This is a genomic window from Glycomyces sp. NPDC046736, from assembly GCF_040645615.1.
GTDB lineage: Bacteria > Actinomycetota > Actinomycetes > Mycobacteriales > Micromonosporaceae > Glycomyces.
This window is the reverse complement of record NZ_JBEYYO010000015.1, coordinates 94,321-114,376: the sequence shown is the minus strand read 5'-3', so window position 1 is coordinate 114,376 and position 20,056 is coordinate 94,321. Positions and strand designations below refer to the sequence as shown.

Below are 20,056 nucleotides of genomic sequence, written 5' to 3'. Positions count from 1 at the left end.
TCGATAGATGCACTCCATCATGATTCTCTTCTTGCGAATGGCGATCGCCGGGGCGTTCCTCGCCGGGCTGTTCGGCCAGTTCGTCGTCCTGCCCACGACCTTCACTGACAGCATTCCCGTCAACGATGGATTCCAGGTCTCGATGCTGCTCTACACGATCGCCGGGATTCTCGGGATCGCCTGCGTCCAAGTGGTGCTCGTGGCCGCTTGGGTCCTGCTCGGGATGATCGAGCGGGACGCGATCTTCAGCATCCGGTCGTTCCGCTGGGTGAACGTGATCATCTGGGCGACGCTGGTGGCAACCGGGCTCTCGTTCGCAGTCACCGTTCATCTGCTGTTCGTCGACATCCCCGTCGACGAGATGACCACCATCGGCATGTTCGGCAGCATGGCGCTGTGCACCGGGACCGGCGCGGTGATCGCGATGCTCCTGGTGATCATGCGCGGGCTGCTCCGCAAGGCGACGTTGCTCCAGTCCGAAATGTCCGAGGTCATCTGATGGCGATCGTGGTCGACCTCGATCGCCTGCTCGCCGAACGCGGGATGTCGGTGGGGGACTTCGCCGAAGCCGTCGGGATCTCACCGGCGAACGTGGCGGTCCTCAAGAACGGCCGCGCCAAAGCGGTGCGCTTCACCACCCTCGACGCCATCTGTCAAGTCCTGGACTGCCAACCGGGAGACGTACTGCGCCACGTCCCCGACTAAGCGCGGGTCAGGAGCGCGAATCCGTGGCGGTCGACGGGCGCCGAGGTCGCCGAGAGGATCACGGCGCCGGTTCCCGATTCGCGGTCGAGCCCGAGCCAGGACCGGAAGCCGCCGGTGGCGCCGTTGTGCCAGGTGACGGTTCGGCCTTTCACTCGCACGGTGATCCATGCGGCGCCGATGCGGGCGCCGGTGCCGAAGGGCTCCAAGGGATCGAGGGCGCGGATGCCCGGAGCGGTGCCGTCGAGCAGCGCCTGGGTCAGGCGGGCCATGGCGGTGATCGAGGCCCGGATGCCGCCCGCCGGTGCGACCGCCTCGCCGGTCCAGGCCTGCCGGGGGCGGCCACGCCTGCTCGTGCCGGTGAGCGCGCCGGGACGCAGGTCGGCGGGGGTGGCCGGGGCGTAGCAGTCGAGGCCGAGCGGGGTGGCGATCCGGTCCTGAAGGAGCGCGGCGTAACCGGTGTCGGCGGCTGCGGCAAGGCTGTGGCCCAGCAGCTCGAAGCCGAGGTTCGAGTAGCGGGGACGCGGCTTACCTGGCCTGACCTCGCGCGCCTGGTCGAGCAGCTGGTCGAGGCTCTCGCCGTAGGGGTTGGTGCCGTTGCGCCACAAGGCGATCGAACGTCGCAGGGGTCGCGCGGAGGCGGGCAGCGAGGGCAGTCCGGATCGGTGCGCAGTCAGCGACCGCAGCGTCACCCGGCCGACCGGGGCCGCGCCGAGCGGGAGCAGCTCGCCCAGCGTCGTCGCGGCGTCGATCTCGCCTCGCGCGATCGCTTCGGCGTACAGGAGTCCGCTGAGGCCCTTGGAGATCGAGCCGATCTCGAAGTCGGCTTCGAGGCCGGTGCCGAGACTGGCGGTAGTGACGCCTCCGGGCCCGACGACGGCCGCGGCGGCGATGCCGGGGCCTAGGAGCGCTCGGAGCCTCGCGGCGAGGCGTTCATCGCCGCAGGACGCGGTCACGACCGGCCGCCCAACAGCCCGCGGCCCGCGTACTTCTTGTGCACGGCCTGCTTCGAGACTCCCAGAACGGCAGCGATCTGCGCCCAGCTGGAACCGTTGTTGCGGGCACGCCGAACCAGCACGGCCTCAACCCGCTCCGCCTCGGCCCGCACCTCCGCGAGGGCCTTCAGCCCTTGAAGCGGATCGGAATCGGCGGTGGCCGCCGCCATGGCGGCGAGTTCATCAGCACCCATCCGTCAACCGTAGTTGACAACCCGAGAATCGTCAACTTCAGTTGACGGTTTCGCGTTCTCATCAGGGTGGTTCGAGCGGCGGGCGAGCAACGCCACGGCCAGCGCGCCCAGGAGTGCGATCGCCGCGAGTGAAACGCCGCTGACGGCGAATCCGCGGGCCGGATCGGCCGCGGCGAGGGCGGGGAGGAAGAGCATCGCGAGGGTGCCCGTGGTGCGCGCGACCGTCAAGTTCACCGTGATCAAGCGGAGCCTGGCCGGAGTCGGGAAACCGGCCAGGTGAGTGTTGAGGGTGATCGGCAAGAACGGCGTGACCATGCCGGTCAGGGCCGCGACCGCGAACAGGTACACCACGGAGAACGCTCCTGCGTTGGCGGCCATGAGCAAGCCGAGCAGAGCCGATACTCCACAGTAGATTGCCATGGGCGGCCCCGGAAGCCGCCAGTTCCCCGCGATCAGGTTCGCGACGAGCGCGCCGCCTCCGGTGGCCGCGAGGATCGCCCCGTACGCACCGGCACCCGCGTCGAGACTGCCTTCGAGCAGCGCGGGCATCGCCAGCGCGCAGGCCCCGGCGATGGTGCCGAACCCGGCGACGAGCATCGCGACGCCGACGTCGGGACTGGAACGGAGCAGCGTCGAGGCGCGCGGGCGCTCGATATGCGTTGCGGCGCTTACGGGGACGCGGGACTTGACATTCACGCGTCTGGCGAGGAGCACCAGGGCGATCGCGGAGACGATGAAGGTCGCGCTGTCGATCCAGAACAACTCTCGCATCGGGATGACCGCCAGCAGCGCCCCGGCCGCGCCCGGACCGGCGATGCGGGCGATCCGGCCGGAGAGGTCCATCAAGCCGACGACGGCCTGGACATCGCGAGGCTCGACGAAATCGGGGACGAGCGTGTGCAGGTTCGGGTCGAACAGGGAACCGCAGCATCCGAGCAGCAACGCGAGCGCCAGCAGCCCCGGAACGCCGTGCCACTCCCAGGCGAGCGGGAGCGCGACGACGAGCACGGCGCGGGCCACGTCGAGGATCGCCAGGGCCCCTAGCGACGTGCACCAAGCGACGATCCGCCGTCCGAAGGTCCCCATGAGGATGTACGGCAGCGATTCGGCGATCGCCACGAGCCCCATGGCCCCGGCCCCGGCCTGCTCCCACGCCACCCACATGATCGCCAGTGCGTACATCCGGTCCCCGAACACCGACAGCGTCTGCGCCCCCCAAAGCACAAGCACCCGCCGCTGCCGCAACAACCGCACATACCCCAACGTCGCTCCTCGACCAGTCCGATCGACACATGGCATCGCGGCACCTCATCGATTCGACTCGATGAGGCGCCGCGAGGATCGAGGGTAGCGAGCCGCGCGGCTCAGTGGCCGAAGTCGTCGGAGTCGGCAGCTGCCGCCTCGCCTTGGTCGAGTGCTGAGATCGCTTGGCGGTCTTCGGGAGTGAGGGTGAAGTCGAAGACCGCGAGGTTTTGGGCGAGGCGCTCCGGGTCGCTGGATTTGGGGACTGTTGCGAGGCCGAGGTCGAGGTGCCAGCGGAGGATGATCTGGACCGGGGTGCGGTCGTACTTCTCGGCGAGTTCGAGGACCGCAGGGTGTTCGCGGACCTGGGCGCCTTGGCCGCCGATCGGGGACCAGGATTGGGTCACGATGCCCTTCTCGGCGTGGTACGCACGGGCCTCGGAGCGGGTGGTGAAGGGGCTCAACTGAATCTGGTTGACGTCGGGGACGACGCCGGTCGATTCGATGATCCGGTCGAGGTGGGCCGGTTTGAAGTTCGAGGTGCCGATGGCCTTGACGCGACCAGTGTCCAGGAGGCGGGCCAGGCCCTGCCAGGCCTCGACGTACTTGCCGTGCTTGGGGTTCGGCCAGTGGATGAGCAAGAGATCGAGGTAGTCGAGGCCGAGCCGGTCGAGACTCCTTTCGCAGGCCTCGGCCGCGAGCTCGACGCCGTGCCACTGGCGGTTGAACTTGGTGGTCACGAACAGGTCCTCGCGCGCCACCCCGGAAGCCTTGAGGCCCTTGCCGACACCGCGTTCGTTGGCGTAGTTCTCGGCGGTGTCCACGAGTCGGTAGCCGAGCCCGATCGCCTCGGCGACCACGCGCTCGGCCTCGGCGTCGTCCATCGGCCAGGTGCCGAGCCCGAGCAGCGGCATCGAAGCGCCGTGGGCGAGTGCGACCGTGGGTGCGGTGGGTGCCATGGTGGGACCTCTCTTCGATGCGGGAAACGTCGGCGGCGTCTACGCTACGCCTCGTCGAAAGCGTGCCCATCAGGGCCGATCTTTGTACCGATGCATTAATTCGTTTGTACCAGTATGTAAGTTGGGCTCATGGATACGAACGCCGTTCTCACCGTGCCGCCCGCCAGCCCCGCGGACGCGCTCGCCTTCTTCACCAGGCAGCTCGCCTTCCGCACCGACGTCGCGGACGTCCACTCCGCCTTGGAAGCCGACGCGCCCGGGTTCACGCTCGTGGACTCCCGCGGCCAGGCCGCCTGGGACCAGGGCCGAGCTCCCGGCGCGGTGCACCTGCCGACCGACCAGATCGCGGCCCGCGCGGCCGCCGAGATCGACAAATCGCTCCCGGTCGTCGTCTACTGCTGGGGCCCGGGCTGCAACGGCGCCTACCGCGCCGCCGTCGAGTTCGCGAGGCTCGGCTACCAGGTCAAGGAGATGATCGGCGGCATGGAGTACTGGATCCGCGAGGGCCTGCCGGTCGCCACCGACGAAGGCACCGAGCGCGGCGAACCCGACCCGCGCACCGTCCCGGTCTCTGGGGTCTCCTGCGCTTGCTGAAAGACCCATAATGTGGGGATGAGCGATCTTCTTGCGATGCCCGAAGACTGGACCAAGGCCCTTGCGATCGTCGCGCATCCCGATGACATGGAGTACGGCGCCGCAGCGGCCGTCGCGCGGTGGACGCGGGGCGGTCGCGAGGTCGCCTATCTCATGGTGACCAGGGGCGAGGCCGGGATCGACACGATGTCGCCCACCGAGTGCGCGCCGATCCGCGACGCCGAGCAGCGCGCTTCGGCGGCGGTCGTGGGCGTCTCCAGCGTCGAGTTCCTCGACCACCCCGACGGTCAGGTCGTGGGCGGAGTGGGGCTGCGGCGCGACCTGGCCGCCGCGATCCGCAGGCACCGGCCCGAGCTGGTGATCACCCTCAACCGGCGCGACAACTTCTTCCCCGGAACCTGGAACAGCGCCGACCACCGGGCCGTGGGCGAGGCCGTCCTGGACGCGGCGAACGACGCGGGCAACCGGTGGATCTTCCCCGAACTGGCCGAGGAGGGCCTGGAGCCGTGGGGCGGGGTGCGGTGGGTCGCGCTCGCGGCCTCGCCGGAGGCGAGTCACGCGGTGGACGTGACCGACACGATCGAAGCCGGAGTGGCGTCCCTTGTGGAGCATCGGGCGTACATCTCGGCGCTCACCGACGAGGACCCCGAGACGTACGCGCGCGGGTTCTTGACCTCGTTCGCGAAAGCCTCGGGGGAGCGGTTCGGCACCGCCTACGCGACCACGTTCGAGCTGATCAGCTTCTGATCAGATGCCGCCTTCGACGCGGCCCGACTCGGTCTCGGTGGCCGCGTCGAAGCGGTAGGAGTCCTCATCGGCCGAGCGCGGGCCCTGGTCGTGGCTGAACTGCGCGGCGAGCGTGTAGGAGCCCGGCGGGAGGGTCGCGCCGTCCTTGAGGGTCCAGCGGTACACCATGAAACCGTCCTCTTCGGACTCGGTGCCTTCACTGAAGAGGTTGTTGTCGGTGTTCCAGGTGCCGAGCGAGTTGATGCCGTCGCCGATCGCCACGCGCAGTTCGACGTCCAAGCGCGTCAAAGGCTCCGAGTTCGCGAAAACCAGGTTCACCTGGGACCAGTACGCGTTGGAGTTGGAGTCGATCCCTGAGTCCACAGTGATCCACCGCGGATCCTGCTCGGGCGCTTCACCGGTCTCGGTGCCCGTCGCGCTCTCGGTGATCTCGGCCGAGGAGGGGACGCCGGCTTCGGAGGAGCCCGGGTCGGTGGCCGTCTCGGAGGCCTCGGCGGACCGGGTGCCGGGTCCGGCCGCGGGAGGCTCGGGGCTCGGCGAGATCACCGGGCCCAGGCCGATGGCCTGGCCGAGGAGCACCACGCCTCCTATGAGGACCACGGCTGCTCCGGCGGCCAAGGCCGCCAACGGCATCCGCCATTGCGGGCGGCGCTCGGCGGCCTGGCGCGGCTCGCGCATCCCATCGGATACGCGCGACCACATGCGGTCGCGGTCGGGGGAGAAGTCGTCTCCGGCCGAGCGGAGGCGCTCGGGCAGTTCGTCGTTCACGACGGCACCCCGTTTCGTGTCGGCCCCGGTCCTTGCGGAGGCGGTCCCAGAACGCGGCGTAGGTCGGCCAGGCCGCGGGACGTCAGGCTCTTGACCGTGCCCACCGAGATCCCCAGCGCTTCGGCGGTCTCCTTCTCCGACAACCCGAGTGAATGCCGCAGCACCACGCAGGTCCTGCGGCGCAAAGGAAGCCGGGCCAGAGCGGCCCGCACGTCGACGACCGCGGCGGTGTCGGGGCCCTCTTCGACTTCGCCCGGCCGCTGCCAGAACAGCATGTTCCTGCGCCGTTCGCGCACCGCGGCGCGGATGCGGGACTTGGCGAGGTTGGCGACGATCCCCCGCGCGTAGGCGATCTGCGAACGGGCCCTGCGGGCCTGGTCCCACTGCCGCCACACCGCGAGCATCGCGTCGGCCGCGATGTCCTCGGCCGCGCCCCGCTCGCCGATGAGGAGCCACGCGAAGCGCGCCAGCTCGGCGTGGTGCCGCTCGAAGAAGGCGCGGAACGCGTCCTCCTCCATTTCAGCGGGGAGGTCCAACGGGGGTCCTTCGGGTACGGTGCGCTGTCGGGGTGGCGGCGATTCTAGCAGCCGGACCATAGCGCCCTCGCCTTCCGATCAGCGCGCGAGCGCGGGCACCCCCGGTGCCCGCGCCCCTCGGGGATCAGCGGAGTGGAGACCACGAGAGGCAGGCCTCTCCCAGATCCCGGTGCCGCCTGGCAGCGGCGGCGCGGGGGGAAGGCGGGCATGTCCGCCGCGCGTGACATGTCGCGGCGTGCGGTGCGGCCATGCGCGCCTCCCCAGTCGTGGAACGTTGTGGGTGCGGCGGAGCCGGGGTGCCGCACCGACATGCAGTCGCCGCGAAGGCCCAGAAGGTTGCCGGGTTCTCTGAAGTTTTTTCAGCTGACGTGGAATGCCTGGTCAGCGGGTGGCGTGGACGCTCTCCGGAACCGGGGCGAAGAGGTTGTCGAAGACCGCGGCGCGGTCGAAGCGCATCGCGTAGGCGCGGGCGGCCTCGGCCTTCGCCTCGCGTTCGGCCGGGCTCATCGCCAGCGCGCGGTCGATCGCGGCCGCGAGCGCCGCGGGGTCGGCGGGCGGGACCTCGATCGCGTGCTCCCCCACCGCTTCGGGGATGCCGCCGGTCCGGGTGGTGATCACCGGGCCGCCACCGGCGAGCATCTTCTCGACCAGGGCGATGCCGAAGGTCTCCACGAACTCCGGGCGCGGCTTCGAGGGCAGTGCGTATGCGGCGCAACCGTTCATGAGCAGCGGCTTCTCCTCGTCGCTGACGTCGGTGAGGAAGGCGATCCGCTCGTCGCCCTCGGCGAGAGCCCGGGTCTGGTCCAGCGCCGGGCCGTTCCCGGCGATGACGAGCTTGCACGTGGCGCTGGCGGCGGAGGCGCGGTAGGCGGCGATGAGGTCGTCGGCGCCTTTGGCGGCGGCGACGCGGGAGAGGAAGAGTATGTAGCCGTCGCGCCGGAGTCCGCGGGAGGCGAGCGCTGTGTCCACATCGGATGGATCGAGCTCGGTGTAGCGGCTCGCGTCGACCGCGGGGTAGGAGACCTCGACGCGGTGGGCGATCTCGTCGGCGAAGCGGGTGCCGCAGGCGAGGTCGAGCTGGGCGGCGGCGTCGATGATGAGGTCACGGGTGTAGGCGGAGACGGCCACGCAGCGGTCGTTGGCGAGATAGGTCGTGAACAGGGTCGCGGCCGCGCCGAGCTGCCCTTGTTCGAGGCAGGAGCGGACCACGTTGGTGATGTCGGAGCCGACCGCTTCGGCGATGGTGGTGACGTCGGATTCGAGCCCGGCGGCGCGGACCGACCTGAGGGCCTCGACGACCGCGTTCGCGTGCGGGGTCAGGTACATCGACATGCACACGGTGGGGACGCCGTCGGCGAAGAGCTCGAAGAGGCGACCGGCCAGGCCGATGAGGTGGCGGCCGTCGGGGACGCGGTAGTCGCCGACCGGATCGGGCCGCTCGACGGTAATGCCCGGCGAGTACGGGAGGAGTTCGCCGAGGGGTTTGAGCGGGAGCCCGGCGGCCTGGAGCGCTTCGATCGGCCAGGTCACGATCCGCACGTCGTCGAAGCCGCGGGTCAGGGCCACTTCGGCGAGGCCGCGGGCCTCGGTGGCGTGGCCGCAGATGACCGGGTCGGCGCGGACGACGATCACGAGGCGGCGCTTGGGCTTGTCGATCACGATGGGAACTCCTGAGGACGGTCGGAGGCGGACGGCGGGCGCAGCTTCGTCGCCCACGCCGATGGCGCGGGCCCGAGCTCGATCTCCAGGCGTCCGCCGCCGTGCAGCTGCGTGCCGGTGATGCAGCCGTGCTCCAGGGGCCTGCCGTCGAGGCGGGCCGACTGGACGTACTGCGCGGAAGGCGAGGCGTCGGCGCCGATGCCGGACTCCTCGTGGCCGGTCGTGACCAGTTCGAAGTCGTTGCCGCCGAAGCGGAACCGCCCGCCCTTGAACGCGGGGGCGTTGACCAGGAACAGGTTCTGGCCCGCGACCGGGAACAGGCCCAGCGAGGCCCAGACGTACCACGAGGACAGCGCCCCGGAGTCGTCGTTGCCGGGAAGGCCCCCGCGGCCGGTCCCGAACCGGTGGGCGAGCGCGGCGTGCACGACCTCGGCGGTGCGGTCGGGCCGCCCGGCGTAGTGGTAGGCCCAGGGGGCCTCCATGTCGGGTTCGTTGTTGAGGCCTTCGAACCGGGCGGGTTCGGGGCCGTAGCCGAAGAAACGGTCCAGCAGCGCGGTGAAGGCCGCGTCGCCTCCGGCGAGCTCGATGCGGGAGGCCATGTCGTGGAGGAGCCGGAACGAGTAGTTCCAGCGCCCGCCCTCGTAGAAGCTCGAATCGCGCAGGAGCCCGTCGGGGCCGAACGCGTTCGTCCAGGCGCGGGACTTCGATTCGAGTTCGAGGGCGAGGCGCTCGTCGCCCAGGCCGCGGGCCACGATCGCGGTGCACCAGTAGCCGACCGCGAGGTCGAGGGTGTGGCTGACGGGGTGGACCACGCCGCGCTCGGCGAACTCCTCGCCGTAGCCGCGCCGCAGGTCGTCCTGCATGTGGACGAGCGCCCAATCCCATTCGAGGCCTTCGAGACCGAGCTGGAACCCGTCGGCGAGCACGGTGTGCGCCAGCGCCGAGGCCTGGCGGAAGAACCGGTCCGAGCCGCGGGCCATGCGGTAGCCGATCGGGAGGTTCCCCTCCTCCTCGGCCACGCGCACCAGGGATTCGAGCATGTCCGCGCCGCGCTTCGGGTTCAGGGCCGTCAGCAGCGGGAACTGGGTCTTGTACATGTCCCACATGGTCGCGATGTCGTAGGCGAACGGGCCGTCCGAGGGCCAGAACGGGCTCTCGTCGTCGGCGAAGCACGGCTTGATCAGCGAGTGGTAGAGGCTCGTGGCGAACACCTCGCGGCGTTCGGGGGTGCCGCCCTCGACCTCCACTTGGGAGAAATAGGAGGACCAGGCCTGACGAGTCTTGTTGCGGCACACGTCGAAGCCCGCGCCGCCGGGGAGCGCCCGCTCCAGATTCTCGCGGGCCTGCTCGGTGCCGCGCATCGAGAAGCCCATGCGCAGCTCCACGGTCTGCCCGGCCCGGGTCGGGCCCATGAACATCAACCCGAAGGGCCGCAACGTGGTGCGTCGGATGTAGTCGAAGTCCAGGCGGGTCCCGCCGTCGACGCGGCGCCGGTCGTACCAAACCAGCTGCCTCCAATTCGGAGTGTCGGCCTCCACATGGATCGACAGTGGAATACCCTCCATGACGACCGTGCCCCGCGCCCCGCCTTGGCCCAGGCTCTCGATCCCGGCCCGCAGCGGCACCGTCGCGCCGTGCTCGATCGCCAAGCCCCCGTAGGAGAAGTCGAGCACCACGCGGGACGAGGACGAGGCGGGGAAGGTGTAGCGGTGGACGGCGGTCTTCTCGCCCACCGTCAGCTCGCAGCGGATGCCGTTCTCCAGCGTCGCCGCGTAATACCCCGGCGAGGCCTCCTCGTCCCTCAGCCGCCAGCGAGTGCCCAACGCGTCCAAGGGCTCGATCATCGGCGTGACGCGGAAGTAGTTGTAGTACTTGCGGATCGCGCCCGTCCCGGACTGCTGGAAATGCGTGAACCCGCTCGCGAGGTAGTCGTCGAAGAGCTCGGGCGGGGCGCCCTCGGTGGAGATCCCGTAGCGGCCGTAGCCGGTCGGGTAGGCCCCCGAGCAGGCGCAGGCCGAGACCATCCCCAGCGGGTGGCACGCGCCCGGGTGCGTGTTGCCCACCTGGGGTTTGGGCCACCACCAAGTGGCGGCCAGCCCCTGCGCCGCGGGCAGATCGGTCGCTTCGGTACCGATGAACGGGTCAACGCTGTCCAAGATGCGACCGAGGCTAGGACGCCGCTGTCACAGCCTCGTTACGGCGATGTGAAGGTGCGGACTTTCCCTCGCCGCCGGGAATCCTATATCATATAGGATATATCCTATCGGATTCGCGGCGGGGTAAGGCTGGCCCCACCACGGAAGCGGCGGCTTACGGCAATGTATTCGGGCCGCGGCTTCCATAACTTGGGGAACATGAGCACACCCCGATTCACCACCAAGGCCGCCGAGTCCGGCCTGGCACTCACCTCCGGCGGGCCGCGCTGGCACCGGCCGCTCGTCGTCCTCGGGATAGCCTGCGGCATCATCGCGCTCGCGTCCCTGGTCGCGATCCCCTTCGACGACCGCACGATCCTGGGCGAGAGCGTCTGGGCCAAGGCGTTCAAGTTCGGCTTCTCGTTCTTCGCCTACTGCCTCTCGCTGGCGTGGCTGCTCGCGCACATGACGCGGCTGCGGCGCACCGGGTGGGCCTTCGGCACGATCTTCGCGGTGATCAGCGCCGCCGAGGTGGGCGTCATCGTGGCCGCGGCGGCCGCCGGGACGTTCAGCCACTTCAACCAGTCCGAAGGCGCGTTCAACGCCGTAGTGCAACTGGCGTTCCAGTTCGTGCCGGTCATGTTCCTGGCCAACGCGGCGATCGCGGTGCTGGTGCTGTTCCAGCGCATCGGCGACAAGGCCGTCACGGCCGTGATCCGCTGGGGCCTGCTGCTGTCGACGCTCGGCATGTTCGCGGCGTTCTTCATCGTCACCGTGGGCGGCCAAGGGAAGCGGACCGCCTTGGACGCCAATGGGAACGAGGTGCCGCTCAACGCCGGGCACGGCGTGGGCGACCTCGACGGGAACGGCATGTTCCTCACCGGCTGGTCCACCACCGGCGGCGACATGCGCGTCTCGCACTTCATCGGCCTGCACGGCATCCAGGTGCTCATCGGCCTGGCGATGCTCCTCGGCTTCGTCGCGGCCCGCCGGGCCTGGCTGCGCGACGAGCGGGTCCGGGCCGCGATCGTGCGCTGGACCGCGCTCGGCTACCTCGGCGTGTTCGCCACGGCCGCTTGGCAGGCCGTGCGGGGCCAGTCGTTCATCGCGCCCGACGCGGCGAGCCTGGCGGGCTACGCCGGGTCGATCCTCATCGCGCTGGCCGGGTGCGCGTTGGCGATCCGCAGGGCCCGGCGGGCGCGGCCGGTGCTGGACGGCAGCCACGATGCACTCGACCCGTGGGAGCCCGCGGTGCCGCTGCGATAACGCTTGCACTCAGGCATTGCATCGGGGCCGCTCCAGTCGTAGGCTGGTCGCGGCCCCGATCCCCGCCCTCAGGAGGCAGAACATGGAACCGCTGCGTCCCAAGCGACTCCAGCCCGGCGACACCGTGGCGATCTGCGCCCCGTCCGGGCCCGTGCTGCCCGAACGGCGCCACGAACTCGACGCGGCGGTTGCCCTCATCGAAGGCTTGGGCTTCAAGACGCGGCTCTCGCCGCTGGTCGAGGCAGGCGGACACCACCTGTGGAACGCCGCCCGGCCCGAGGTGCAGGCCGCCGAGCTCAACGCGCTGCTGGCCGACCCGCAGGTGCGGGCGATCATCCCGTTCGAGGGCGGGAACGGCGTCACCGGGTTCCTCGACCGGATCGACTACGACGCGATCCGGCGAGACCCCAAGCCGCTCTTGGGGTTCAGCGACATCACCGGCCTGCACCTGGCGATGCACTCCCAGACCGGGCTGGTGGGCTTCCACGCCGACCTGGTGCCCGGGCTCAGCGGGGAGTTCTGGGGCGCTTCGGCCGAGCGCCACAACGAGGTCCGCGACCTGCTGTTCGGGCTGCTCACGGGGGCGGTGGCCGAGGTCGCGCTGCCTGCCGAGCAGCCTTGGGAGACCTGGCGGGAGGGCCGGGCGAGCGGGCGGCTCGTCGGGGGCCTGCTCGGCCGGCTGATGGACGTCCAGGCCAGCCCGTACGCGCTGCCGCCGGAGGCTTGGGACGGCGCGGTGTTCTTCTGGGAGGACGTGGCCCGCAGCACCGGCCACGTGTGGAACCAGCTGCATGTGCTGCGGATGCAGGGCGTGTTCGACCGGATCGCGGGGATGGTGGTGGGCATCCCGTGCGCGTTCGAGGGGATCGAGCCGCCGCTGGGGCCCGTCTCGGTGCGCGAGGTCGTGCTCGACGTCGTGGGCGAGGGCGACTTCCCGATCCTCGGGGGAGTCGACTTCGGACATACCGGACCGAATCTTCCGATGCCCATCGGGGCGCTGGCCTCGGTGGACGCCGGGGCCCGCGAGCTGCGGCTCCTTGAGTCGCCCGTCGCCTAGACACTTTCTGCACGCGCGGGTTGCCGACGCAATTACCGGCTCCTAACCGGTTGCTTTCTTGTGGACCTTCGGGCACGGTTGGTAGACATGAGGATCCGAACCGGCGGCCCCGCGGACGCAGACGAGATCGTGCAGGTGCGCAACGCGTCCTGGCGCGCCGCGTACCGCGGCATCATCAGCGAGGATGTGCTGGACGCCCTGCCCGAGGTGGCCTCTGAGCAGTTCGTTCGCAACCTGGCGCGCAGGCGCGAGTACGCGCATACGTTCGTGGCCGAAAAGGGGCCCAACGTGATCGGGTTCGCCTCGGTCGGGTGGGCGCGGGCCGAGGTCGAGGAGGACGCGGTCGGGCCGGGGGTGCCGGGCGAGGTGTGGTCGATCTACGTGCATCCCGACCATTGGGGGCGGGGCACGGGGTTCGCGCTGATGCGCGAAGCGCATCAGTGGCTCACCGAGCGGGACATGCTGCCGATCCGGGTGTGGGAGCTGATCGGCAACGAAACGGGCCGGAAGTTCTACGACCGCTACGGATTCGTGCCCGACGAGGACCGCAGCAGTATCGAGCTGCGCGGCAAGACCTACCCGACCGAACGGCTGTCGCTGCCGAGGCAGCGGGTCCCCGAACGCTGGAGCTGAGGCTCACCTGATCCCTATAGGATATATCCTATAGGATTCAAAAACAGCGCCCCCGGCAATTACCCTGACATGGGGGTCCGACAGCGCTGTTTCGAACAGCGCCGAGGGCCGGTTTTTGGGCGCGCGGCAGTTCTTATGGAGCCGTTCGCGTGGGCCCCCGGTTATTACCCTGACACGGGGGTGCGACAGCGGTTTTTCGAACAGGGCGGCTGCGGCGTTGTGGCCAGGCCGGGCGGGGTTGTTACTTGACGTCCCAGACCTGCTTTTGGATGCCGTTGGCGTAGAACTCGTGGTCGACGAGGGCGAGCTGGGTGGCGTCCTTGTCGGCCTCGGAGAACAGGCGCTTGCCCGCGCCGAGGAGCTTGGGGAAGACCATCAGGTGGTAGCGGTCGACGAGACCGGCGTCGGCGAGACTGTGGCCGAGTTCGGCGCTGCCGTGGACGATGATCGGGCCGCCTTCGGTCTCCTTGAGCGCGGCAACCTCGTCGAGGGAGCGGAGGATCGTGGCGGGCCAGCGGTCGTCCTGTTCCTTGAGGGTGGTCGAGACGACGTAGCGCGGCATCGCGTTGTACCCGGCGAACTCCTCGACCATGCTCGGCCACACCGGCGCGAAGGCCTCGTAGGAGCGGCGGCCGATGAGCAGCGCGCCCGCCTCGTCCTGCTCGGTGGTCTTCATCGCGTATGCCTCGGGCAGGAACTCGATGTCCTTGAAGGTCCAGCCGGTGTTGCGGTAGCCGGCCTCGCCGCCGGGGGCCTCCATGACGCCGTCGAGGGAGACGAACGCGGTGATGATGAGCTTGCGCATGTTGGCGACCTTTCGATGTCCGTTGCTTGTACCAACTATGACGAGCCACCGGGCGCGGATTCATCGCGTTCGCGAAATGCGGTTCAGGGCAGGCGTAGTCGGGCCAGGATCGGGGCGTGGTCGCTGCCGGTCTTGTCCAGGACCTGCCAGTCCAGGACCGCGATGCCGGATTCGGCGAGCACGTGGTCGAGGGTCACGGCCGGGGGTTTGAGGAGGCCGCGCAGGTAGCCGCCCTCGGTGGGCCGCCATGTGGGGCGCAGGCCGTCGCCGGTCTGCTCGGCGGCGTCGACGTAGCCCGCGTCGAGCAACTCGCGCAGGTTGCGGTGGTCGAGGGTGGCGTTGAAGTCCCCGGCGAGGATCCACGGGACGCCGCCGTCGGGGCGCGGGAGCTCCTCGAAGTCCTGCTCCCACAACGGGATGCGCTCGGGCGAGGCGGGTGCGGCGGTGTGGACGGCCATGAAGCGCACCGATTCGCCGCCGAGGTCGACCTCGACGCCGATCTGGTAGAAGATCCCGTTCCTGCCGACCGAGTCGATGACCTCGATCGGATGCGCCGAGTACAGGCCGGTGCCGACGGCGAGCTCCTCGGGTTCGAGCACGGTATGCGGCAGCAGCGCCTCCAAGCCGAGCTCACGCAGCCCCTCGGCCGCGCCAGGGGTGAGCTCCTGGACGCTGAGCAGGTCGGGCCGGTGCTCCTCGACCATGCCGACGACCTTTTCCAGGTCCGTTTGGCCCACATAGAGGTTGACGGACATGACGGTGAGCTCGGGACCGTCCGCACTCGGCTGCTCGTTCGCGGCGAGGCGCGGCACGAGCACCACGGCGAGCGCGGCCACGGCCACCCCAGTGGTGATCGCGGCGACCCAATGCCGAACGGCCGCTTGGAGTCCCGCGCCCAGGAGTGCGGCGATCGCGAAGTACGGCACGAACGCGACGGTCGTGACCAGAACCCACCCGGTCTCGAACCCGAAGACCCGCACGGCGGTATAGAAGAGCACCCCGGCGGTGGCGACCCACGACAACCCTCGAACCCAACGCGCCCGGTACCAAGGCCTGCGCGGCGGCACCTCGACTTCGTCTGGCGCTTGGGTGTCGGGCTCGCTCATGGACCGGAAGCTTACGGTCCCACGTCAACCCACAACGGGCGGCGGGCGGCCGTGCCCGCAGAACCGAGCGCCCGGTGCTTCGCGCCGGGGATTGTCGGTGGCTCGCGCGATCATTTGAACTGGGGGCGCTTGCGGACCGACACGCCCGGGCGCGGGGGTCGGCCCCTGCGGTCGGGCGTGTCGAAACTCGACTGCCCCCGAATCAATGATCGCGCGAAGGTGTGACATCACCACGAAGCGAGCGGCACTCGCACGGGAGTTGGGGTCAGCTCACTGGGTGCCAGCCTGCGGGTGGGTCCTCACCGACTCGGCCGTCTACTGCTTCTCGGAGGAGGTCGGCGTGGCCGGTGTGGCGGCCGTATTCCTCTACCAGGTCGAATACGAGGCGGCGGAGGCTCAGGTGGCCCTCGCCGGGGAATTCGAGGTGGACGGGTTGGTCGAGGCCGCCGTCGGCCAGGGCTTCAGCGAGGCGGGTTCGGCTTCGGTCTACTGCGCCGTCCCAGAGTTCATACAGCTCAGCGGCGGTGTGGGCGGTGGTGTCGAAGGTGAAGTCCCAGTCCTCCAAGGGTTTCCAGCCGAGGGAGTCCCACGGCTCTCCGGGGAGGACGCCGCGCATCTTCGCGGTGAACATGAAGTCCTCGCAGGCCGCGAGGTGTTTGAGGAGGCCGCCGAGCGTCAGGTCCGACGCGCCGATCTTGACGGCCAAACCGGCCTCGTCCAGGCCGTCGGCCTTCCAGCGGAACGTGGTCCGCAGCCGGTCCAGCGCGCCGAGCAGGTGCTCGGTCTCGGTGCCCGCGATCGGGGGCTCCCACCAGAAATCGTCGTTCATGCCCTCACCGTAGAGGCACCCTCCGACAACGGCGGGGATTCGCGTGAGGAGCGCGAGGCCCGAGACCAGCGTGAGTTCAGGCGGTGAGCGAGGCCGACACGGAGTCGGCGACCTGGGCGGTGAGCTCGGGCAGGCGAGCGTGGTCGCCGGTGAGGATGAGCAGCCAGAAGAACACCGGGCCGGTGAGCATCGCGTGGACGATCGCCGCGTCGGGTGCGGCGGCGAGTTCGCCTCGTTCGACCGCTCTGGCCAGCACCGTCTCGATGACGAACCGTTCGCGCTGAATGAAAGTGGCGGTGAACTTCGCGCCGAGCGCGGTGTCGCCGTGGACGTCGGCCAGGAGTCCGTGGAGGACGTCGGGCGGCGCTTGGGCGAGCTGGGCGCCGATCGTGGCGCACACCGCTTCGAGGTCGTGGCGCAGCGAACCGGCGTCGGGCGGGGGCGCTTCCTCCATGTCGTGGACCGAGGCCGCGAAGATCATCTCCTGCTTGGTGTCGAAGCGCCGGTAGATCGCGGCCTTGCCGACCCCCGCGCGGGCGGCCACGGCGTCGACGGTGAGTTTCGCGTAGCCGCGTTCGGCGAGGAGTTCGCGTGTGGCGCTTGCGATGGCGTGATCAACCTGACTGTCGCGGGGGCGGCCCGCGGCTTGCTTCGGTTTCGGCATCTTCCTATGATAGGGAACCGGCAGTATCGAAACTATTAGTTCCGTAATTAGGAGGCGTCATGATCAAGTGGTCCGGACGGATACTCGTCTTCCTCGGCACCGGGCACACGCTCCTCGCCCTCGCGCTGACCCTCGCCGACCACGCCGGGACCTGGTTCACCGGCGTCCTGTGGGGCCCCGACGAGGGCGTCATCACGATGAGCCAGGGCATGGCCGCCTACTGGCTCACCATCGGCAGCTTCGGCCCGCCGCTCGTGGTGCTCGGCCTCGCGGTCCTGTGGACGCAACGGCGCGGCATCGTCCCGCCCGCGTTCATCGGCTGGGCGCTCCTGGCCTGGACGGTGTGCTGCACCGTCATCCTGCTGCCGTCGCCGTGGATCCTCGGCGTGATCGCCTCGGTGCTCTACCTCGTCGGCGTCCGCCGCGCCGCCGCGGCCGAACGCGTCGCCGCCGGCCAGAACTGAACGGCTACAACCGCTCGGCGAGGCTCACCACTTCTACGTCCATCGAGGAGTTCGCGGGGAAATCGATGCGGGACGGGGCCACTCCGGCCGCCACCAAGTGGGAGCCGAGTGCGGCGACCATCGCGCCGTTGTCGGTGCACAGCTTCGGGCGCGGGTGGCGCAGCGTGATTCCGGCGGCCTCGGCTCGCTCGGCCGCCATGCCGCGCAGCCGTGAGTTGGCCGCGACGCCGCCGCCGAGCAGCAGCGTCTCGACGCCGTGCTCCTTCGCGGCCAGGATCGCCTTGCGCGTCAACACGTCGCACACCGCCTCCTGGAACGCGGCGGCCACGTCGTTCACCGGCACGTTCTCGCCCTCGGCCCGCCGGGCCTCGATCCACCGCGCCACCGCGGTCTTGAGCCCCGAGAACGAGAAGTCGTAGCGGTGCTTCTCCATGTCCTTCGCCGCCGACAGGCCCCGCGGGAACTGCACGAACGCGCGGTCGCCCTCCCCTGCGGCCTTGTCGATGTACGGCCCGCCGGGGAAGGGCAGGCCGAGCAGGCGCGCGACCTTGTCGAAGGCCTCGCCCGCCGCGTCGTCGATCGAGGCGCCCAGCTGCGTGACCTTCCCGGCCAGGTCCTCGACCATCATGATCGTGGAGTGCCCGCCCGAGACCAAGAGCCCGATCGCCGGCTCGGGGATCGGGCCGTTCTCCAGCGTGTCCACCGCGATGTGCGCGCTCAAGTGGTTCACGCCGTACAGCGGCACCCCGGTCGCGATCGAGTAGGCCTTCGCCGCGCCGACCCCGACCATGAGCGCCCCGGCCAGGCCCGGGCCCGCGGTGACCGCGATCCCGTCCAGGTCGGCGAGGGTCAGCCCCGCGTCGTCGAGCGCGCGCTCGACCGTGGGCACCATCGCCTCCAGATGCGCGCGGCTGGCGACCTCGGGCACCACCCCGCCGAACCGCGCGTGTTCGTCCACAGAGGACGCGATGGCGTCGGCGAGCAACTCGTGCCCGCGCACGATCCCCACCCCGGTCTCGTCGCACGAGGTCTCGATGCCCATCACCACAGGCTCGGTCTTCACAGGTCTCTCCTCATCACGGCCGCATCGGTTCCCGTGTGCTGGTAGTAGTTCTTGCGCACCCCGAGCCCCACGAACCCGTAGTCGTCGTACAGCCGCTGCGCGGGCGCGTTGTCCACCGCGACCTCCAGGAACAGCGCCTTCGCGCCGCCCGCCCGGGCCCGCGCGATCAAATCGTCCATCAAAGCCCTGGCGATCCCCCGCCGACGGTACGCCGCGTCGACCGCGATGTTGTTGATCCACGCCTCGTCACCGCTGTACGCAGTCCCCGCGTACCCCGCGATCCGCTCCCCGTCGAAGACCGCGCGGTAGTCGTGCCCGGCCGACAGCTCGGTCCACAGCACGGCCTCGCTCCACGCCTCGGGCCCGAAGATCTCGATCTCCATGGCCGCGACCGCAGACAAATGCCACCAGCGCAGCCGCTCGATCCGCAGATTCATGACTCAAGCAATACCAGGGCTCAAGCGCCCGTCTGCTTCGCCCCGGCCGCGATCTGCGCGTCAGGGCGGCGCAGGTACAAGGGCGTCAGCTTCTCGCTCGGCGCGCCCTCGCGGAGCCTCGGCCCGGCCAGCTCCACGAGCTTGACGAGGTCGGGGTAGACCGCCGCGGTCTCGGCGGGGACCTTCAGCTGGTCGGCGTACAGGCTCGCGCCCTCGCCGATCGCGTAGTCGGCCCCGGTGTCGGGCAGCTCGGCGGGCTTGCACACGTCCGGTTCGCCTTCGCGCACACCGTCCTCGTACACCGCCCAGTAGACCTCCTTGCGGCGCGCGTCGGTCGCGACCAGCGCCCGGCCCCGCGTGTTCCCGCCGATCGCGTCCAGCGAGCAGACCCCGTAGACCGGGATGCCCGCGCCGTCGGCGAACGCCGCGGCCGTGACCATCCCCACGCGCAGGCCGGTGAACGGGCCGGGCCCGACCCCCGAGACCACCGCGTCGATGTCTTTGACGGTGCGTCCGGCCTCGGCCAGGCACTCCTCGATGAACGGCGCGAGCCGCTCCACGTGGCCGCGGCTGTTGACCTCGCGGCGGAACGCGGTCAAGAACAGCTCGTCGTCGTCCAGGTCGACCAGGGCCGCCTGCACCGCGCTGGTGGCGGTGTCGAGCGCGAGCACCCTCATGCGGCCGCGCCCACCGGCTGGAGCGAGGCCAATCGCTCGGCCCAGTCGCCGCCGCGACCGCAGAGGACGACCTCGCGCACCTCGTCGGCGCGCCGCTCGATCGCGATCTCCAGGTGCGACTCGGCCAGGCGCTCGGCCAGGCCCGCGCCCCACTCGACCACGGTCACGGCCGCTTCGGCGTCGGTGTCCAGGTCGAGGTCGTCGAGCTCGTCGAGGCTCTCCAAGCGGTAGGCGTCCACGTGGACCAGCGGCACCCCGGCAGCGCCGGCCCGGTGCGAGCGCGCGATCACGAACGTGGGGCTGGTGATGCGCCCCTCCACGCCGAGCCCGGCGCCGACGCCCTGGGTGAGGGCGGTCTTGCCCGCGCCGAGCGGGCCGGTGAGGATCACCAGGTCGCCCGCGCGCAGGACCGCAGCCAGGCGCAGGCCGAACTCGTGGGTGTCTTCGGCCGTCTGGAGCGTCAGCCTCACGTTCACTCCTCCAAGTGCACGGGCGCCAAAGCGGCGCCGTTGTTTCATCGGTCC

Annotated in this window: 24 protein-coding genes; 8 read left to right on the top strand and 16 right to left on the bottom strand. The window is 70.1% G+C overall.

The window, feature by feature from the left end; genetic code table 11:
• Positions 1 to 7: 7 nt before the first annotated feature.
• Together AB0B28_RS15940 and AB0B28_RS15935 are read left to right on the top strand one after the other, a co-directional pair.
• Complete coding sequence (locus AB0B28_RS15940) at positions 8 to 499, top strand: DUF2975 domain-containing protein (protein WP_360121407.1); 492 nt, start codon at positions 8 to 10, stop codon at positions 497 to 499.
• A complete protein-coding gene (locus AB0B28_RS15935; RefSeq protein ID WP_360121405.1) occupies positions 499 to 705 on the top strand; it encodes a helix-turn-helix transcriptional regulator in 207 nt (68 codons plus the stop codon). Before AB0B28_RS15940 ends, AB0B28_RS15935 begins: the two co-directional genes overlap by 1 nt.
• On the opposite strand, the gene AB0B28_RS15930 is transcribed toward AB0B28_RS15935, so the two are convergent.
• The 4 genes from AB0B28_RS15930 to AB0B28_RS15915 form a co-directional block, all read right to left on the bottom strand.
• The gene (locus tag AB0B28_RS15930; RefSeq protein WP_360121403.1) at positions 702 to 1,658 is read right to left on the bottom strand and encodes a serine hydrolase domain-containing protein; all 957 of its coding nucleotides are present in this window, start codon (positions 1,656 to 1,658) and stop codon (positions 702 to 704) included. The genes AB0B28_RS15935 and AB0B28_RS15930 overlap by 4 nt on opposite strands.
• On the bottom strand, positions 1,655 to 1,891 hold the full coding sequence (locus AB0B28_RS15925) for a hypothetical protein (protein WP_360121401.1): 237 nt from the start codon (positions 1,889 to 1,891) through the stop codon (positions 1,655 to 1,657). The genes AB0B28_RS15930 and AB0B28_RS15925 overlap by 4 nt, the downstream gene beginning before the upstream one ends.
• A 3-nt stretch (positions 1,892 to 1,894) precedes the next feature.
• Positions 1,895 to 3,190 (bottom strand): MFS transporter, encoded by a 1,296-nt coding sequence (locus AB0B28_RS15920; RefSeq protein WP_360121399.1) that lies wholly within the window; start codon positions 3,188 to 3,190, stop codon positions 1,895 to 1,897.
• Between the two features lie 65 nt (positions 3,191 to 3,255).
• A complete protein-coding gene (locus tag AB0B28_RS15915; protein ID WP_360121397.1) occupies positions 3,256 to 4,092 on the bottom strand; it encodes an aldo/keto reductase in 837 nt (278 codons plus the stop codon).
• 129 nt (positions 4,093 to 4,221) lie between these two features.
• On the opposite strand from AB0B28_RS15915, the gene AB0B28_RS15910 reads away from it, so the two are divergent.
• Positions 4,222 to 4,686 carry a rhodanese-like domain-containing protein gene (locus AB0B28_RS15910; RefSeq protein WP_360121395.1) on the top strand — a complete coding sequence of 155 codons (465 nt, stop codon included), beginning with the start codon at positions 4,222 to 4,224 and terminating at the stop codon, positions 4,684 to 4,686.
• A gap of 18 nt (positions 4,687 to 4,704) precedes the next feature.
• Positions 4,705 to 5,433, top strand: coding sequence for a PIG-L deacetylase family protein (locus AB0B28_RS15905; protein ID WP_360121393.1), 729 nt, complete (start codon positions 4,705 to 4,707; stop codon positions 5,431 to 5,433).
• On the opposite strand, the gene AB0B28_RS15900 is transcribed toward AB0B28_RS15905, so the two are convergent.
• From AB0B28_RS15900 to AB0B28_RS15885, 4 genes are all read right to left on the bottom strand, one after another.
• Positions 5,434 to 6,201 (bottom strand): hypothetical protein, encoded by a 768-nt coding sequence (locus AB0B28_RS15900; RefSeq protein ID WP_360121391.1) that lies wholly within the window; start codon positions 6,199 to 6,201, stop codon positions 5,434 to 5,436.
• Entirely contained in the window at positions 6,198 to 6,719 is a 522-nt protein-coding gene (locus AB0B28_RS15895; RefSeq protein WP_360121473.1) for a SigE family RNA polymerase sigma factor, read from the bottom strand. The genes AB0B28_RS15900 and AB0B28_RS15895 overlap by 4 nt, the downstream gene beginning before the upstream one ends.
• Before the next feature lie 399 nt (positions 6,720 to 7,118).
• Entirely contained in the window at positions 7,119 to 8,393 is a 1,275-nt protein-coding gene (locus AB0B28_RS15890; RefSeq protein WP_360121471.1) for a glycosyltransferase, read from the bottom strand.
• Positions 8,393 to 10,555, bottom strand: a complete 2,163-nt coding sequence (locus tag AB0B28_RS15885) for a GH92 family glycosyl hydrolase (RefSeq protein ID WP_360121469.1) — start codon at positions 10,553 to 10,555, stop codon at positions 8,393 to 8,395. The genes AB0B28_RS15890 and AB0B28_RS15885 overlap by 1 nt, the downstream gene beginning before the upstream one ends.
• 195 nt (positions 10,556 to 10,750) lie before the next feature.
• Here AB0B28_RS15885 and AB0B28_RS15880 point away from each other — a divergent pair, with 195 nt between their 5' ends.
• From AB0B28_RS15880 to AB0B28_RS15870, 3 genes are all read left to right on the top strand, one after another.
• The gene (locus AB0B28_RS15880) at positions 10,751 to 11,797 is read left to right on the top strand and encodes a hypothetical protein (protein WP_360121389.1); all 1,047 of its coding nucleotides are present in this window, start codon (positions 10,751 to 10,753) and stop codon (positions 11,795 to 11,797) included.
• 82 nt (positions 11,798 to 11,879) lie between these two features.
• The gene (locus AB0B28_RS15875; protein WP_360121387.1) at positions 11,880 to 12,854 is read left to right on the top strand and encodes an LD-carboxypeptidase; all 975 of its coding nucleotides are present in this window, start codon (positions 11,880 to 11,882) and stop codon (positions 12,852 to 12,854) included.
• 87 nt (positions 12,855 to 12,941) lie between these two features.
• Positions 12,942 to 13,487: a GNAT family N-acetyltransferase gene (locus AB0B28_RS15870; RefSeq protein ID WP_360121385.1), complete on the top strand. Its 546-nt coding sequence runs from the start codon at positions 12,942 to 12,944 to the stop codon at positions 13,485 to 13,487.
• A 241-nt stretch (positions 13,488 to 13,728) separates the two neighbouring features.
• On the opposite strand, the gene AB0B28_RS15865 is transcribed toward AB0B28_RS15870, so the two are convergent.
• The 4 genes from AB0B28_RS15865 to AB0B28_RS15850 form a co-directional block, all read right to left on the bottom strand.
• Positions 13,729 to 14,292: a dihydrofolate reductase family protein gene (locus AB0B28_RS15865; protein ID WP_360121383.1), complete on the bottom strand. Its 564-nt coding sequence runs from the start codon at positions 14,290 to 14,292 to the stop codon at positions 13,729 to 13,731.
• Between the two features lie 83 nt (positions 14,293 to 14,375).
• Positions 14,376 to 15,398: an endonuclease/exonuclease/phosphatase family protein gene (locus tag AB0B28_RS15860; protein WP_360121381.1), complete on the bottom strand. Its 1,023-nt coding sequence runs from the start codon at positions 15,396 to 15,398 to the stop codon at positions 14,376 to 14,378.
• Between the two features lie 265 nt (positions 15,399 to 15,663).
• Positions 15,664 to 16,227, bottom strand: coding sequence for a DUF664 domain-containing protein (locus tag AB0B28_RS15855; RefSeq protein ID WP_360121379.1), 564 nt, complete (start codon positions 16,225 to 16,227; stop codon positions 15,664 to 15,666).
• 76 nt (positions 16,228 to 16,303) lie between these two features.
• Positions 16,304 to 16,891, bottom strand: a complete 588-nt coding sequence (locus tag AB0B28_RS15850) for a TetR/AcrR family transcriptional regulator (RefSeq protein ID WP_360121377.1) — start codon at positions 16,889 to 16,891, stop codon at positions 16,304 to 16,306.
• A gap of 59 nt (positions 16,892 to 16,950) precedes the next feature.
• Here AB0B28_RS15850 and AB0B28_RS15845 point away from each other — a divergent pair, with 59 nt between their 5' ends.
• Positions 16,951 to 17,355, top strand: a complete 405-nt coding sequence (locus AB0B28_RS15845; RefSeq protein WP_360121375.1) for a DUF6463 family protein — start codon at positions 16,951 to 16,953, stop codon at positions 17,353 to 17,355.
• Between the two features lie 4 nt (positions 17,356 to 17,359).
• Here AB0B28_RS15845 and tsaD read toward each other — a convergent pair whose 3' ends face one another.
• From tsaD to tsaE, 4 genes are read right to left on the bottom strand one after another with little or no spacing between them, the layout of a single operon-like run.
• Complete coding sequence (gene tsaD / locus AB0B28_RS15840; RefSeq protein WP_360121373.1) at positions 17,360 to 18,418, bottom strand: tRNA (adenosine(37)-N6)-threonylcarbamoyltransferase complex transferase subunit TsaD; 1,059 nt, start codon at positions 18,416 to 18,418, stop codon at positions 17,360 to 17,362.
• The gene (gene rimI, locus AB0B28_RS15835) at positions 18,415 to 18,855 is read right to left on the bottom strand and encodes a ribosomal protein S18-alanine N-acetyltransferase (protein WP_360121371.1); all 441 of its coding nucleotides are present in this window, start codon (positions 18,853 to 18,855) and stop codon (positions 18,415 to 18,417) included. Before rimI ends, tsaD begins: the two co-directional genes overlap by 4 nt.
• A gap of 20 nt (positions 18,856 to 18,875) precedes the next feature.
• A complete protein-coding gene (gene tsaB, locus AB0B28_RS15830) occupies positions 18,876 to 19,532 on the bottom strand; it encodes a tRNA (adenosine(37)-N6)-threonylcarbamoyltransferase complex dimerization subunit type 1 TsaB (RefSeq protein ID WP_360121369.1) in 657 nt (218 codons plus the stop codon).
• On the bottom strand, positions 19,529 to 20,050 hold the full coding sequence (gene tsaE / locus AB0B28_RS15825) for a tRNA (adenosine(37)-N6)-threonylcarbamoyltransferase complex ATPase subunit type 1 TsaE (RefSeq protein ID WP_360121367.1): 522 nt from the start codon (positions 20,048 to 20,050) through the stop codon (positions 19,529 to 19,531). Before tsaE ends, tsaB begins: the two co-directional genes overlap by 4 nt.
• Positions 20,051 to 20,056: the final 6 nt, after the last annotated feature.